The following is a 15,261-nucleotide window of genomic DNA, read 5'->3' as shown; positions in this document are numbered from 1 at the left end:
CGCTGCTGCACCAGGCGGCGGCCGGCACCCTGGGCATCGACGACAACGAGCTGAACTACCTCGCCCAATCCACCTGGCATCACTTCAAGTACCGCCTGGGCGCCATGGACGGGCTCGACCGCGCGCGTCGTGAAGTGCTGGTCGCGCCCACGTTAGATGAGGCCGGGCGCGAGATCGTGCCCCGCCGCCGCATCGGCTATGACATGCTGGTGATCGCCGTGGGCAGTCAGAACAACGACTTCGGCACGCCCGGCGCGGCCGAGCATGCCATTGCCCTCGACACGCCCGAAGACGCCCGGCGTTTTCACCGGCGCCTGGTGAATGCCTGTATCGCGGCCAACACGCAGGCCGAGCCGCTGCGGCCGGAGCAACTCAAGGTCGTGGCCATCGGCGCCGGTGCCACCGGCGTGGAACTGGTGGCCGAGCTGCACAACTCCACGCGCGTGCTGGCCGCCTATGGCCTCGACCGCATCGACCCCGAGCGCGACATGCGCCTGAGCCTGATCGAGGCCGCGCCCCGCATCCTGCCCGCGTTGCCCGAGCGGCTGTCGGCCGCAGCCGCTGCAGAGCTGGCCAAGCTTGGCGTACAGATGCACACCGGCAAGCGCGTGACCGAAGTCACCGCCACAGGCGTGCGCACGGCTGACGGCGACTTTCTTCCTGCCGAACTGGTGGTCTGGGCGGCGGGCGTCAAGGCCCCTGATTTCCTGCGCGACATCGACGGACTCGAGACCAACCGCATCAACCAGCTCGTCGTGCGCCCCACGCTGCAGACCAGCCGCGACGACACCATCTACGCGCTGGGCGACTGCGCCGCCTGCGTCTGGGAAGGCCATGCCGGCAACGTGCCGCCGCGCGCTCAGGCCGCGCACCAGCAGGCCAGCCTCATCGCCCGACAGATCACGCTGCAATTGCAGGGCAAGCCGCAGCTGACCTTTCACTACCGCGACTTCGGCTCGCTGGTGTCGCTGGGCGAGCACAGCACCGTGGGCAATCTCATGGGCGGTCTATCGAAGGGCAGCATGTTCATCGAAGGGCATTTCGCCCGCTTCATCTACTGGCTGCTCTACCGCATGCATCTGCACGCCCTGCACGGGTTCTGGAAAACCGCCTTCCTCACGCTGGCGCGCATGATCTCTCGCACCACCGAGCCGCGCATCAAGCTGCATTGAGTGCGCACTGAGCGCCCCCAGGGCCGGCCGTGATGGACAATGCGCGTCCAGACCACCGGGGATAGCCCATGAGCATGAAAAAGACAGACCTTGAAAAACATCTTGCCAAGAAGCTCGACGGCAAGCTGAAGTCGGGCGCGATCCCGCAGCGCTTCGGTCAAGGCGCCAAGGCCGTGGCCGCGAAGGCCGAGACCAAACCCAAAGACAGCGCACCCAAGCTGGTGCAACTCACCTGCAAACTGCCCGCCGATCTGGCGCAACGCCTGCGGGACCGCGCCGTGACCGTCGAGGGCGGCGTGAATGCCATCCTGGCCGAGGCTGTAGGGCAGTGGCTGGAATTGGCTGCGGGGGCCGACCGGAAGGTATGAGGGCAGCGGCATGGCGAGAGGCTACGATTTCAGCTTAGGCAGAACGGCTGAAAGCGATCAAGCTAGCCCCCAAGTTTGCTGTCGAAGGAGAAGGCAAGTGTTCTCGCACGTTATGGTCGGTGTCGCAGACTTTGACCGAGCAATGGCGTTTTACAAGCCGGTGCTCGATGCACTTGGCGTGCAATTCCGTTTCCAAGAGCCCGAGCGCCCTTGGGCTGGTTGGGAATCTTCGCCGGGTCCAAGGCCCTTGTTTTTGATCGGCCGTCCCTACAACCAGCAACCGCATCAGCCCGGCAATGGGCAAATGGTCGCGTTTCTCGCTCATTCCCGAGAGCAAGTCAATCTGGTTCACGCCATGGCGCTCGCCAGCGGGGGTATATGCGAAGGCAAGCCTGGACTGCGGCCTGAGTACCACGCTAACTACTACGGCGCGTATTTCCGTGATCCGGATGGCAACAAGCTATGCGTGGCTTGCCACCAGGCCGAATGAGCGGACCGCAAGAAAGAGCTTGGGGTCAGGTCTAGCGTCACAGCACAGGGCCACCCTGGTTTTCGCACCAAGAGCACGCCGAGGCAAAACAGCATCACCCCACCGCCTTCTTCAGCATCTCGCCCACCTGCTGCGGATTGGCGCGGCCGCCGGTGGCTTTCATGACCTGGCCGACCAGGGCGTTGAGGGCTTTTTCCTTGCCGGCGCGGTATTCCTCGACGTTCTTCGGGTTGGCGGCGAGCACGGCGTCGACGGCGGCCTGCAGCGCGGCGCTGTCGTTGACCTGCGCCAGTCCGCGGGCGTCGATGATGGCGTTGACATCTCCGCCCTGTTCGCCCGCCCACAGCGCGGCGAAGACTTCCTTGGCGGTCTTGCTCGACAGGGTGCCGTCGTCGATTTTGCGGGTGAGCGCGGCGAGTTGCGCGGCGCTCACGGGGCTGGCGTCGATGTCGCGCTCGTCGCGGTTGAGCTGGGCGGCGAGTTCGCCCATGATCCAGTTGGCGGCGAGTTTGGGCGCGGCGCCCGCGGCCACGCAGGCCTCGAAGTAAGCGGCGTGGGCGCGGGTCTGGGTCATCTGCGCCGCGGCATCCAAGCTCAGGCCTTGCGCCGCGACGAAGCGTGCGGCCATCTGGCCGGGAAGCTCGGGCATGCCTTCGCGCACCCGCTCGATCCACTCGGGCGAGATGATGAGCGGCGGCAGGTCGGGGTCGGGGAAGTAGCGGTAGTCGTGCGCGTCTTCCTTGGTACGCATGGTGCGGGTCTCGCCCTTGTCGGGGTCGTACAGCCGGGTTTCCTGCACCACCTTGCCGCCGTCTTCGATGAGTTCGATCTGGCGGCGCACTTCGAATTCGATGGCTTTTTCGAGGAAGCGAAAGCTGTTGAGGTTCTTGATCTCGCAGCGCGTGCCCAGAGGCTCGCCGGGGCGGCGCACGGAGACGTTGGCGTCGCAGCGGAACGAACCTTCCTGCAGATTGCCGTCGCAGATGTCCAGCCACATGACCAGCGCGTGCAGGGCGCGGGCGTATTCGGCGGCCTCGCGGGCGCTGCGCATGTCGGGTTCGGTGACGACTTCGAGCAGCGGCGTGCCCGCGCGGTTGAGGTCGATGCCGCTGGCGGCGTTGCCCGCGCGGTCGAACAGACCGGCTTCGTGCAGCGACTTGCCCGCGTCTTCTTCGAGGTGGGCGCGGGTGAGCTGCAGACGGTGCGGCTTGCCGTCCACCAGAAACTCGACCACCCCGCCCTGCACCACGGGAATCTCGTACTGGCTGATCTGGTAGCCCTTGGGCAGGTCAGGGTAGAAGTAGTTCTTGCGCGCGAAAACCGAGCGCGGCGCGATGGTGGCGCCTAAAGCCAGACCGAGGCGGATGGCACGTTCCACCGCGGCGCGGTTGGCCACCGGCAACACGCCGGGCAGCGCCAGATCGACGGCGCAGGCCTGCGTGTTGGGCGCTGCGCCGAATGCGGTCGACGCGGCGGAAAACATCTTGGACTCGGTGGAGAGCTGAACGTGGGTTTCCAGCCCGATGACCACTTCCCATTGCATGACAAGATTCCTTGATTAGTTTGAACGGCGAAACGCCGAGAGCAGCAGCGCGGCGCCGATGAACAGGGTGCCAAAACTGCGCTGCAGCCAGAGTTGATGCTGCTTTGATCGCAGGGCGCGCAGCACCCGCGCAGCCAGCAGGGTGTAGCCATTCATCACCACGATGTCGGTGATGAACAGCGACAGCCCGCACAGCAGATATTGCGGCAGTTGCGGCGCGTCGGGGTTGATGAACTGCGGCAGTACCGCGAGCATGAAGACCAGCCCCTTGGGGTTGCTGGCGTTGATGAGAAAGCCGCGCAGCACAAGCTGGCTGCGCGTGGGCGGCGTGGTGTTTTTTGCGCTGCCGTCGGCATCGGCCAGCCCATGCGCCGGGGCCCGCCATTGCTGGATGCCCAGCCACAGCAGATAGGCCACGCCGAACCACTTGATCACGCTGAACGCGGTTTCGCTTGCTGCCAACAGCGCGCCCAGCCCAGCGGCAACCACCACCAGAATGGCGGCGATGCCCAGTTGCAGGCCGAGGATGTTCCACACGCCCAGGCGCCAGCCAAAGCGCAGGCCCGTGGTCATGCACGAGATCGCGCCCGCGCCGGGCGAGAGGCTGATGAGCCAGCTTGCGGCGAAGAACGTCAGCCAGGTGTGCAGATCCATCGTCGGGCTCAGACGGGGCTGCGGCGATGCCAGTCGCTCACCTGCTGGTACTGGTGTGCGACCTGCAGCAGGCGCGCTTCAGCGAAGTGCGGGCCGATGAGTTGCAGGCCTACCGGGCGGCGCGCGTTGGCGCCCGCGCCGAAGCCCGCGGGCACGCTCATGCCCGGCAGCCCGACCAGACTGGCCGAGAGGGTGTAGATGTCGGCCAGGTAGTTGGCCAGCGGGTCGGCCTTGTCGCCCCGGTTCCAGGCGACGGTGGGCGACACCGGGCCTGCGATCACGTCGCACTGGGTGAAGGCGCGGGCGAAATCGTCGGCGATGAGGCGGCGGATCTTCTGCGCCTGCAGGTAGTAGGCGTCGTAATAGCCGTGCGACAGCACATAGGCGCCGATCATGATGCGGCGTTTGACTTCGGGGCCGAAGCCTTCGGCGCGGCTCTTGCCGTACATCTCGGCCAGGTCTTTGTATTGCGCCGTGCGATGGCCGAAGCGCACGCCGTCGAAGCGGCTCAGGTTGGAGCTGGCCTCGGCCGGGGCGATGATGTAGTAGGCCGGAATGGACAGCTCGGTCAGCGGCAGCGAGACGTCCACCAAGGTGGCGCCCAGGTTCTCGATCGTTTTGAGGGCGTCGCGCACGGCGGATTCGACCTCGTCGGCCAGGCCCGCGCCGAAGTACTCGCGCGGCAGGCCGATGCGCAGGCCTTTGAGCGGCTGCGCGGCGGTGGCGCCGGGCAGGGGCTGATCGAGCGCGGCGACATAGTCGGGTACGGCGCGCTCCACGCTGGTGGCGTCGCGCGGGTCGAACCCGGTCATCGCGGTGAGCAGGGCGGCGCAGTCCCAGGCGGTCTGCGCCATCGGGCCGGCTTGGTCGAGGCTGGAGGCGAAGGCGATCATGCCGTAGCGCGAGCACAGGCCGTAGGTCGGCTTGATGCCGGTGATGCCGCACATGGCCGCGGGCTGGCGGATCGAGCCGCCGGTGTCGGTGCCGGTGGCGGCGGGGACGAGCCTTGCGGCCACCGCTGCGGCCGAGCCGCCTGAAGAGCCGCCCGGAATAGCGGCGGCGTCCCAAGGGTTGCGCACCGGGCCGTAAGCCGAGTTCTCGTTGGCCGAGCCCATGGCGAACTCATCCATATTGGTCTTGCCGACCGTGACCATGCCCGCGCCCGAAAAGTCATCTGCGCCCGCGCCCAGACGGGCGACCACGGTGGCATCGAACGGGCTGACATAACCGGCCAGCATGCGCGAACCGGCGGTGGCCGGCAGGGCGCGGGTGACGAACACGTCTTTGTGCGCCACCGGCACGCCCAGCAACGGCCGGGTGTCGCCCGCGGCGCGGGCGGCGTCAGCGGCCTGCGCGGACTGCAGGGCGCCGTCAGCATCGACGTGGAGGAAAGCGCCCAGATCGGCGTGGGCGGCGATGCGGTCGAGCGCCGCGCGGGTGAGTTCGGCGCTGGAGACCTGCCGGGCGGCCAGTGCGGCGGACAGGGTGCGCAGGTCGGCCGTGGCGAAATCGGTCGGGGATGTGCTCATTCGACCACCCTCGGCACGAGGAACAGGCCGTCCTGCGCGTCGGGCGCGTTGCGCAGCGCGGCGTCGCGGATATTGCTCTCGGTCACGGCGTCGGCGCGCAGGCGCAGCGGCATGTCTTGCACGGCGGAGAGCGGGTGCGAAAGCGGCTCGACGCCGTCGGTGTTGACCGCACGCATTTGCTCGACCACGGCGAAAAACGCATTCAGGTCGGTCAGCAGGTGGTCGCGCTCGCTGGCGGACAGATCCAGCCGGGCGAGTTGCGCCAGGCGGTCAATATCGGGAAGGGTGAGTGACATGGTGGGGCGGGAATCGAAGGCGCAGCATCCGAGGCGGCAAAACCTGCCGTCAGGCAAGCGGACGGATCGGGGCATTTACCCGATGGATGCCAGCGGAAAACGCCATTTTATGCGCATGCATGGGTTATGATGCTCCGATTTGGCGCACGGGATTTGACCGAAAAATCAAGCCCGTTTGTTGCTTATTTCACACATCACCAGAAAGCCGGGCGCGCTTTGGCGCCGACATATTCCATGTTCCGAACCTTTCGCCAGTATTTTTCGACGGATCTCGCCATCGATCTGGGTACCGCCAACACGCTCATTTATGTGCGCGGCAAGGGCATCGTGCTCGACGAACCGTCCGTCGTCTCCATCCGCCACGAGGGCGGCCCCAGTGGCAAGAAAACCATTCAGGCCGTCGGCAAGGAGGCCAAGCAGATGCTGGGCAAGGTGCCGGGCAATATCGAGGCCATCCGCCCGATGAAAGACGGCGTGATCGCCGACTTCACCGTGACCGAGCAGATGCTCAAGCAGTTCATCAAGATGGCGCACGACACCCGGATGTTCCGGCCCAGCCCGCGCATCATCATCTGCGTGCCCTGCGGCAGCACCCAGGTCGAGCGCCGCGCCATTCGCGAGTCGGCGCTGGGCGCCGGCGCCAGCGAGGTGTACCTCATCGAAGAGCCGATGGCTGCGGCCATCGGCGCCGGGCTGCCGGTCAGTGAAGCCACCGGGTCGATGATCGTGGACATCGGCGGCGGCACGACCGAAGTCGGCGTCATCTCGCTGGGCGGCACGGTGTACAAGGGCAGCGTGCGCGTGGGCGGCGACAAGTTCGACGAAGCCATCATCAACTACATCCGGCGCAATTACGGCATGTTGATCGGCGAGCCCACGGCAGAAGCCATCAAAAAGGAAATCGGCTCGGCCTTCCCTGGCTCCGAGGTCAAGGAAATGGAAGTGAAGGGCCGCAACCTCAGCGAAGGCGTGCCGCGCAGCTTCACCATCTCCAGCAATGAAATCCTCGAAGCGTTGACCGATCCGCTCAACCAGATTGTCTCGGCGGTGAAAAACGCGCTCGAACAGACCCCGCCCGAACTCGGCGCCGACATCGCCGAGCGCGGCATGATGCTCACCGGCGGCGGTGCGCTGCTGCGCGACCTCGACCGCCTGCTGGCCGAAGAAACCGGCCTGCCGGTGCTGGTGGCCGAAGACCCGCTCACCTGCGTGGCCCGTGGCAGCGGCATGGCGCTGGAGCGCATGGATCGGCTGGGCACCATTTTCACGTCGGAGTAATCGGCGTTTTTTGCGGCGGTTTTTTGATCGGCGGTATTCCCGGTGTGCGCCAGGGTGCTTCACTGATACCGCCACGCACCTGATCCGGGCCCTTTCGATTCGAGCTGTTTCGACTCGATCCTTTTCCGCCCTGCGTTTGTTCTCGTTCCCATGGCCTACGGCACTCTTGAGCGTTCACCTCCGCCGTTTTTCCGGCAGGGGCCTTCTGCGCTCACGCGGCTGGTGCTGTTCTCCGCGCTGGCCATTTTGCTGATGGCGCTGGATGTGCGGTTCAAGGTCACGCCCATGCTGCGCCAGGGCCTGTCGGTGGCGATCTATCCCTTGCAGCGCATGGCGCAGGCGCCGGTGGACTGGTCGCGGCAACTGAGCGGCTATCTTGAAGCGCCGGCCAAGGCGCAAGCTGAAATCAGCCGCTTGCAGCGCGCCAATGTGGCCTTGTCGCTGCAGTCCCAGCTCGAAGCGCAGTTGCGGCTGGAAAACAACCGCCTGCGCGGTCTGCTCCGGTTGCAGCAGAGCCTGCCGCCGAAGTCGGTGGCGGCGCAGATCAGTGCGCAGGCCAGCGATCCGTTCAGCCGCACCGTGGTGATCGACCGCGGCAGCCTGCAGGGCGTCGAACTCGGCTCGCCGGTGATCGACGAAACCGGGCTGCTCGGCCAGGTCACGCGAGATTACCCTTGGAGCGCCGAAGTCACCCTCATCACCGACCGCGACGCCGTGGTGCCGGTGCAGAACCAGCGTACTGGCGAACGCGGCGTGGTGTACGGCGAGCCGGGGCTGGGCCAGGGCGGCATGGAACTGCGCTGGATGCCTGCTGCCGCCGATGTGCGCGTGGGCGATGTGCTGGTGACCAGCGGGGTGGACGGCATCTATCCGGCGGGCCTGCGCGTGGCGCGGGTGACTGCCGTCACGCGCCAGCGCGATACGGCGTTTGCCCGGGTGATGTGTGCGCCGCTTGCCGATGTTGAAGGCGGACGGCATGTGTTGGTGCTTCAGCCGCTCACGCCGCTGGTGGCGGGGCCATCGGTCAAGGCCGCCGAGCCGCAGATGCAAAAGTCGGGCAAAGCGGTGTCAAAGCCTGCCGCCGCAGCTTCACACTGAACCGCTGACCGTGTCTTTCCTGCCCCGCCGCCGTCGTTCTGATCAGGGTGCCATGCCTTCCGCGCGGGCCCCTGCGGGCGGTGCGCGCGAAGTGCTGCTGCTGCCGGTCAACCCCTGGTTCATCGCGCTGAGTCTGCTGATGGCGCTGCTGATCGACTTTTTGCCGCTGGGCCGTCTGGCGTGGATGCCCGATCTGGTCGCCCTCACCCTGGTGTTCTGGAATGTGCAACAGCCGCGCCGCGTGGGCATGGCCGTGGCGTTCGTGCTGGGGCTGGCGGTGGATGTGCAGCAGGGTTCGGTGCTGGGACAGCATGCGCTGATCTACACGGTGCTGAGCTATTTCGCCATCACGCTGCACCGGCGGCTGCTGTGGTTTCCGCCGCTGCAGCAGGCTTTGCATGTGCTGCCGCTGTTCGTGGCCACGCAGGTGCTGTTGCTGCTGGTGGGCATGTGGGCTGGCGGCAGCTTTCCGGGCTGGGCGTTTTTGCTGGCGCCGTTTGTGCAGGCGGCGCTGTGGCCCTTGTTGTCCTGGCTGCTGCTGGCGCCGCAGCGGCGCGCGCCGGATTCCGACCGCAATCGACCTCTGTGATGGCGGACGTGCTGAACCTTGTGCCCGCAACGGGCTCCATCCTTATTTGACCCTTCTTTGCGATGACCGAGCTGCGCAACATCGAACGCGAGCTGTTTCGCTTCCGCCGCCGCCTGATTCTGGCCGCGGCCGTGGTGGTGCTGAGCTTTGCGCTGCTGATCGGTCGCTGGGTGTGGCTGCAGGTGGTGCGGCATCGGCAGTTTTCGACCCAGGCGCAGGACAACCGCATTGCGCTGGTGCCGATTCCGCCGCAGCGCGGGCTGATACTCGACCGAAACGGCATCATCCTGGCCAACAACTACGCGGCCTACACGCTGGAAATCACGCCGTCGAAAGTGAAGGGTACGTTGCAGGACACCATCGATGCGCTCAAGGCCATCGTGCCCATCACGCCGTTCGACGAGCGACGCTTCAACAATCTGCTGGGGCAGTCGCGGCGCTTTCAGTCACTGCCGATTCTCAACAAGCTCAATGATGATGAGGTGGCGCGCTTCGTGGCGCAGCGCTTTCGCTTTCCGGGCGTGAATGTGCGGGCAAGGCTGTTTCGCAACTATCCGCTGGGCGCGCTGGGCTGCCATCTGCTGGGCTATATCGGCCGCATCAACCAGGCCGAGCAGCAGCGCATCGACGACAGCGACGACGCCAGCAACTACCTCGGCACCGACCATATCGGCAAGCTGGGCGTGGAGCAGGCTTACGAGACGCAGCTGCATGGCATCACCGGCTATGAGGAAGTCGAGGTCAACGCCGTGGGGCGGCCGGTGCGCAAGATCAAGACCGTGGCCGCCACGCCCGGACAGAATCTGGTGCTCGGGGCGGACATCCGCCTGCAGAAGCTCATCGAAGACCTCTACGGCAAACGGCGCGGGGCTTGCGTGGCCATCGATCCGCGCAATGGCGAAGTGCTGAGCTTTGTCTCCATGCCCACCTTCGATCCCAATCTGTTCGTCGACGGCATCGATCAGGTCAACTGGGATGCGCTCAACACCTCGCCCGACCGGCCGTTGCTCAACCGCGTGCTGCGCGGCACCTTTCCGCCGGGCTCGACCTACAAACCTTATCTGGCGACGGGCGCGCTGACCGACGGCATCCGCACCGCGCAGTGGAGCTTTCACGACCCTGGCTATTTCATGTTCGCCGGACACCGTTTTCGCGATGACGTGCCGGGGGGGCATGGCATCGTCGACATGCACAAGGCCATTCAGGTGTCGTGCGACGTGTATTTCTACATGGTCGCGCACGATTGGGGCGTGGACGGCATGGCCAAATGGACGCAGCAGTTCGGCTTCGGCCAGGCCACCGGCATCGATCTCAAGGGCGAGGCCAAGGGCGTGCTGCCTTCGCGCGAGTGGAAGCGCAAGGCCTTTCGCAGCCCGGCGCAGCAGCGCTGGTATCCGGGCGACACCATCAGCCTGGGCATCGGCCAGGGCTACAACAGCTTCACCCCGCTGCAGATGGCCACGGCGCTGTCCACGCTGGCCAATCAGGGCACGCGCTACGAGCCGCGCGTGGTGCGTGCGATCGAAGACATGGGCACGCGCCGCTTCACGCCGGTGGTCGCGCCAGTGGCCCAGCGCGTCGACCTCAATCCAGCGTACTGGCAGGTGGTGCACGGCGGCATGATGGCGGTGAACCAGACCGGCGGCACGGCGGCAGAGGCCTTCAAGGGCGCGCTCTACACCACGGCGGGCAAGACCGGCACCGCGCAGGTCTTCAGCGTGGGCCAGAACCAGACCTATGACGCCAAGGACATCGCCCATCATCTGCGCGACCATGCGCTGTACGTGGTGTACGCCCCGGCCGACAACCCGGTGATCGCCCTGGCGATGATTGTGGAGAACGCCGGATTTGGCGGGGTTGCGGCCGCGCCCATCGCGCGCAAGGCGCTCGACTATCACCTGCTCGGCCTCTACCCCACCGATGAGGAAATCGAGAAGATCAGCGGCGCCAAGCCGCAGCCGGTGCAGTTTGCCTACGCGGGCGAGCGCGAAGGCGTGCCGATCATTCCTGGCGCCAAGCCGCCGCCTGTTCCGGCGACATCCGCCCCGGCGGGCGCTGCTTCTGGTGCTGCTTCTGGAGCCGCCGCCGCGATGGGGGCCGCAGGAGTTGCGGAGAAGCCCGCGCCTGCACCGGCGGCTGCGTCCAGCGCGCGCGCCCAGCCCACCGTCTTCGATGCGGAGGCAGTGGGTAACTACCCGCGCACCGCCTGCGCGGGCGGGGTATGCGTAGGCACCCACGCTCCCGCTACGCGGTCGCTGCCCCCCGAGGGGGCGTACCCCGTCTTGGGCTGGCCCGGCGGCGGGGTGCGTGCACCGCTGTTCACCCGCTTCGGCGCCCGGCCCGATGTGAGTGATGAATCGGAAGGGGTAAGGCTATGAGCGCTCTGCACGGCCGCTCCGAAAGAGCGCTCAACTCCTTCGGGGATGAGGCTGGACCAGCGAAGACGCCTGCGCGTGTTCGCGTGCCTGCTGAATCCGAGCGGCCTGCAAGCCGCGAGGTGGGCAAGAGCGCAGCGAGGAGGGCTGTTTTATGAGTGGGACCTTCGGCCGCCCGCCGCTCTGGCGGCGAGTGCGTCCCTATCTCACCGGCTTCGATGCGCCGCTGGCCGCCGCGCTGTTGTGGCTGGTGGCCATCGGCTGCATCGTGCTGTTCTCCGCCTTGCAGGACGCGCATGTGCCGTTCGACGATCATCTGCGCAATCTGGCCATCGGCTTGCTGGTGCTGTTCGTCGCGGCGCAGGTGCCGCCGCAGCGGCTGATGCAGATCGCCGTGCCGGTCTACACCTTTGGCGTGGCGCTGCTCATCGCCACGGCCATGTTCGGGCTGGTGCGCAAGGGCGCGCGCCGCTGGCTCGATCTGGGGATCACCGTGGTGCAGCCGTCCGAGATCATGAAAATCGCCGTGCCGCTGATGCTGGCGTGGTATTTCCAGAAGCGCGAGGGCCAGATCCGGGTGAAGGATTTTTTCATCGCCACGGTACTGCTGCTCATCCCCGTCGGTCTCATCATGAAGCAGCCCGACCTCGGCACCGCGCTGCTGGTGCTGCTCACCGGGGCCTTCGTCATCTTTTTCGCCGGGCTGTCGTGGCGGGTCATCGCCTTGCTGTTTGCGCTGGCTGCGGCTGGCGCGCCAGTGATGTGGCACTTCATGCACGACTATCAACGGCAGCGGCTGATGATGCTGCTCGACCCGCAGAGCGACCCCCTGGGCAAGGGCTTCAACATCATCCAGAGCATGATCGCCATCGGCTCCGGCGGGGTGTTCGGCCAGGGCTATCTGCACGGCACCCAGGCGCATCTGAACTTCGTGCCCGAATCGCATACCGACTTCGTGTTCTCGGTACTGGCCGAGGAATGGGGGCTGGCCGGCAATCTCATGCTGCTGGCCGCCTATACCTTCTTCATCGTGCGCGGGCTGATGATCGCGGCCAATGCCCCCACGCTGTTCTCGCGCCTGCTGGCAGCGTCGGTGACCCTGATCTTTTTCATCTACGCCTTCGTCAACATGGGCATGGTGTCGGGCATTCTGCCGGTGGTTGGCGTGCCGCTGCCCTTCGTCAGCTATGGCGGCACCGCGCTCATCACCCTCATGCTGGGCGCGGGCATGCTGTTTTCCATCGCCAAATCCAAGCGGCTGGTGCAGAGTTGAGCGGCGCACGCTTACGTCGCATCGTCCCGGCCAGTCAGTGCGGATGGCCTTCGAGGTTTTTCCGGTTGTCGCTGACAACGGCCGCAACCATGTCCGCGATGATGCGCACCCGTGGCGCGTCGCGCAGGCCTTGCTGGATCACCAGCCAGATGTCCTGCGACACGCATTGCCCCGGTGAAAGGCAGCGCGTGAGCTGCGGATGGGTATCCGCGATGTAGCACGGCAGCACCGCCAGCCCCAGACCCTGCTCCGCCGCGTGCAACTGGGTGAACAGGCTGTTCGCCGTGAGTGCGATGCGTGCTTCGGGAAAGTGCTCGCGCTGCCACCGCGCCTGCGCCAGATGCTGAAGGGAGGCATCCCAGCCGATCCAGGGCAGTTTGGCGAGCCCGGCCTTGCCGGGCTTGCGGGTCTGTGGCAGCAACCCCTTGGCGGCGTACACCGCATACGCCTGCACCCCCAGCCCCGGACACCCATCGTGGGCTGTCAAAGCACTTCGCCCTGTTCATGGCCCTGGCCTGCGCGGTCACGGTCGCCAATCTTTACTACGCGCAGCCCTTGTTGCAGCAGTTCGCGGTCACCTTTCATGCAAGCATCGCGGAGGTCGGCGTGGTGCCGTCGGCGGTGCAGATCGGATACGCTGGTGGTTTGCTGTTCCTGGGTCCCTTGGGCGACCGGCATGCCCGGCATCTTCTCATTCTCGGTCTGGGCGCGCTGCTGCCTTTGGCTTTGCTGGCCGCTGCCGCCGCCCCTTCCGTGCTCTGGCTGGCCTTCGCGATGTTGGCCGTCGGGCTGTTGTCCTCGATCATTCAGCAGATCATTCCGTTGGTGGCGCATGTCACGCCGACTCCTTCGCGCGGCAAGGCGATTGGCATTGTGATGAGCGGACTGATGATCGGCATTCTCGGTGGACGGGGGATTGCAGGCGGTATTGCACAGTGGGCGAACTGGCGGTGGGCGTTCGCCTTCGGTGCCGCCTCAAGCGCCGCGACGTGGATGATGCTGTGGCGCGTGCTGCCACGGCTGCCCGCGCAGGTGGAAGAAACGCAGGGATATGTCGCGCTGATGACCTCGACGCTGGGTCAGTTCGTCCGGCATCGCGAACTGCGTTTCGCGGCGTTGACGGGCGCGCTGTTCTTCGGCAGTTTCAGCGTGTTCTGGGTCGGGCTGACCCCTGTATTGCAAGGCCCGGCCTATGGCTATGGCCCGGCGATAGTCGGCGCGTTCGGTTTGCTGGGCATCGCCGGGGCGTCCTCCGCCGCATTCGCGGGGCGCTGGTCCGATCGCCCGGGCGGTGCGCGCCGGGTGCGGCTGGCGGCACTGGTGACGATGCTGCTTTCATGGGGTGCGGCAGCGTTCGCCATGCAGGGTGTCTGGGGGCTGATCATCGGCTGCCTCGCCATCGATGCAGGCTGCCAAGGCGCGCACATCGCCAATCTCGCCACGATTCACGCCTTGCCTGGTGAAGCCCGCAGCCGCATCAATGCGGTGTACATGAGCGCGTATTTTGGTGGCGGCGCCGTCGGTTCGTTGATCGCCAGTCTGGCCTGGGACGTGGGCGGCTGGCTGGCCGTGGTGCTGTGCGGTGCCCTGTTTGCGGGGCTAGGTTTGGTGGTGGAGTACGCCCGGTCGTTTGATTCCATCACTTCGTTCTGATCGACTCCCAGCCCTCCACCACCACCTTGCCGATGCTGCGGCCCGTCTCCACCAGCGCGTGCGCGCGCTTGAGCGTGGCGGCGTCGATCGGGCCGAGGCGGGTGTTGAGCGTGGTTTTTAGCTGGCCTGCATCCACGAGCCGTGCCACCTCGTCGAGCAGGCGACCCTGCTCGGCCAAGTCCGCGGTGGCGAACATCGAGCGGGTGAACATGAACTCCCAGTGGACGGACACGCTCTTGCGCTTGAACGCCATGATGTCGAGCTGCTTGGGGTCGTCGATCAGCGCGAAGCGGCCTTGCGGCGCGATCAGTTCGGCGATGTCGGCCAGGTGCCGCGCGGTTTGCGTGGTGCTGAACACGAAGGCGGGTGCGCCCAGACCGAGGGCCTGCACCTGCGGCGCCAGCGGCTGGCTGTGATCGAGGATGTGATGGGTGCCCATGCGCCGCACCCAGTCGCGGGTTTCGGGACGCGAGGCGGTGGCGATGACGGTGAGCCCAGTCAACTGCCGCGCCAGTTGGATGGCGATGGAGCCCACCCCGCCCGCGCCGCCGATGATGAGCAGCGCGGACGCGGCGCCGGGCACGGGGCGACGCACGTCCAGCCGGTCGAACAGCGCCTCCCAGGCGGTGATGGCGGTCAGCGGCAGCGCCGCGGCTTGGGCGAAGTCGAGGCTGGCGGGCATGTGGCCGACGAGGCGTTCGTCCACGCAATGCAGCGCGGAGTAAGTGCCGGGCCGGGTGATGTCGCCGGCGTAGTACACGCGGTCGCCGGGGCGCAAGCGCGTGGCCTCGGGGCCGGTGGCCAGCACGGTGCCCGCGGCGTCCCAGCCCAGCACCTTCCACTCGCCCGCGGGTGGTGCGCTGCTGGCGCGCACTTTCACGTCGACGGGGTTCACTGAAATGGCTTCGACGGCCACCAGCACATCGTGGCCGCTCGGCTGGGG

General features: G+C 66.5%; 15 protein-coding genes. 9 read left to right on the top strand and 6 right to left on the bottom strand.

Features of this window, described 5'->3' with window-relative positions; genetic code table 11:
* The 3 genes from AC2VLV_RS00800 to AC2VLV_RS00790 all read left to right on the top strand — a co-directional run.
* Positions 1–1,172: NAD(P)/FAD-dependent oxidoreductase (locus AC2VLV_RS00800; protein WP_486988193.1), on the top strand; the 1,172-nt coding region annotated here is incomplete at its 5' end.
* Between the two features lie 68 nt (positions 1,173–1,240).
* Positions 1,241–1,540, top strand: a complete 300-nt coding sequence (locus tag AC2VLV_RS00795) for a hypothetical protein (protein WP_486988192.1) — start codon at positions 1,241–1,243, stop codon at positions 1,538–1,540.
* Positions 1,541–1,637: 97 nt separating this feature from the next.
* The gene (locus tag AC2VLV_RS00790) at positions 1,638–2,030 is read left to right on the top strand and encodes a VOC family protein (RefSeq protein ID WP_486988191.1); all 393 of its coding nucleotides are present in this window, start codon (positions 1,638–1,640) and stop codon (positions 2,028–2,030) included.
* 94 nt (positions 2,031–2,124) lie between these two features.
* Here AC2VLV_RS00790 and gatB read toward each other — a convergent pair whose 3' ends face one another.
* From gatB to gatC, 4 genes are read right to left on the bottom strand one after another with little or no spacing between them, the layout of a single operon-like run.
* A complete protein-coding gene (gene gatB / locus AC2VLV_RS00785) occupies positions 2,125–3,573 on the bottom strand; it encodes an Asp-tRNA(Asn)/Glu-tRNA(Gln) amidotransferase subunit GatB (RefSeq protein ID WP_486988190.1) in 1,449 nt (482 codons plus the stop codon).
* Between the two features lie 15 nt (positions 3,574–3,588).
* A complete protein-coding gene (locus AC2VLV_RS00780) occupies positions 3,589–4,227 on the bottom strand; it encodes a LysE family transporter (protein WP_486988189.1) in 639 nt (212 codons plus the stop codon).
* An 8-nt stretch (positions 4,228–4,235) separates the two neighbouring features.
* Positions 4,236–5,756, bottom strand: a complete 1,521-nt coding sequence (gene gatA, locus AC2VLV_RS00775; protein WP_486988188.1) for an Asp-tRNA(Asn)/Glu-tRNA(Gln) amidotransferase subunit GatA — start codon at positions 5,754–5,756, stop codon at positions 4,236–4,238.
* Positions 5,753–6,052, bottom strand: a complete 300-nt coding sequence (gene gatC, locus AC2VLV_RS00770; RefSeq protein WP_486988187.1) for an Asp-tRNA(Asn)/Glu-tRNA(Gln) amidotransferase subunit GatC — start codon at positions 6,050–6,052, stop codon at positions 5,753–5,755. Before gatC ends, gatA begins: the two co-directional genes overlap by 4 nt.
* A 234-nt stretch (positions 6,053–6,286) precedes the next feature.
* Here gatC and AC2VLV_RS00765 point away from each other — a divergent pair, with 234 nt between their 5' ends.
* From AC2VLV_RS00765 to rodA, 5 genes are all read left to right on the top strand, one after another.
* Positions 6,287–7,330 carry a rod shape-determining protein gene (locus tag AC2VLV_RS00765; RefSeq protein WP_486988186.1) on the top strand — a complete coding sequence of 348 codons (1,044 nt, stop codon included), beginning with the start codon at positions 6,287–6,289 and terminating at the stop codon, positions 7,328–7,330.
* A gap of 150 nt (positions 7,331–7,480) precedes the next feature.
* Complete coding sequence (mreC, locus tag AC2VLV_RS00760; RefSeq protein WP_486988185.1) at positions 7,481–8,428, top strand: rod shape-determining protein MreC; 948 nt, start codon at positions 7,481–7,483, stop codon at positions 8,426–8,428.
* A gap of 52 nt (positions 8,429–8,480) precedes the next feature.
* Complete coding sequence (gene mreD, locus AC2VLV_RS00755; RefSeq protein ID WP_486988184.1) at positions 8,481–9,017, top strand: rod shape-determining protein MreD; 537 nt, start codon at positions 8,481–8,483, stop codon at positions 9,015–9,017.
* Between the two features lie 62 nt (positions 9,018–9,079).
* Positions 9,080–11,395, top strand: a complete 2,316-nt coding sequence (mrdA, locus tag AC2VLV_RS00750; RefSeq protein ID WP_486988183.1) for a penicillin-binding protein 2 — start codon at positions 9,080–9,082, stop codon at positions 11,393–11,395.
* 151 nt (positions 11,396–11,546) lie between these two features.
* Positions 11,547–12,665: a rod shape-determining protein RodA gene (rodA, locus tag AC2VLV_RS00745; RefSeq protein WP_486988182.1), complete on the top strand. Its 1,119-nt coding sequence runs from the start codon at positions 11,547–11,549 to the stop codon at positions 12,663–12,665.
* A 34-nt stretch (positions 12,666–12,699) separates the two neighbouring features.
* Here the strand turns inward: rodA and AC2VLV_RS00740 are convergent, their stop codons facing one another.
* Positions 12,700–13,152, bottom strand: coding sequence for a LysR substrate-binding domain-containing protein (locus AC2VLV_RS00740; RefSeq protein ID WP_486988181.1), 453 nt, complete (start codon positions 13,150–13,152; stop codon positions 12,700–12,702).
* A 17-nt stretch (positions 13,153–13,169) separates the two neighbouring features.
* Between AC2VLV_RS00740 and AC2VLV_RS00735 the strand changes: the two genes are divergently transcribed.
* Complete coding sequence (locus AC2VLV_RS00735; protein WP_486988180.1) at positions 13,170–14,318, top strand: MFS transporter; 1,149 nt, start codon at positions 13,170–13,172, stop codon at positions 14,316–14,318.
* On the opposite strand, the gene AC2VLV_RS00730 is transcribed toward AC2VLV_RS00735, so the two are convergent.
* On the bottom strand, positions 14,305–15,261 hold a 957-nt coding region (locus AC2VLV_RS00730; protein ID WP_486988179.1), incomplete at its 5' end, for a zinc-binding alcohol dehydrogenase family protein. The genes AC2VLV_RS00735 and AC2VLV_RS00730 overlap by 14 nt on opposite strands.

This window comes from Thiomonas sp. TH-17 (assembly GCF_057473305.1).
The sequence above is the reverse complement of the archived record's forward strand: the minus strand, read 5'-3'. Positions and strand labels throughout refer to the sequence as shown.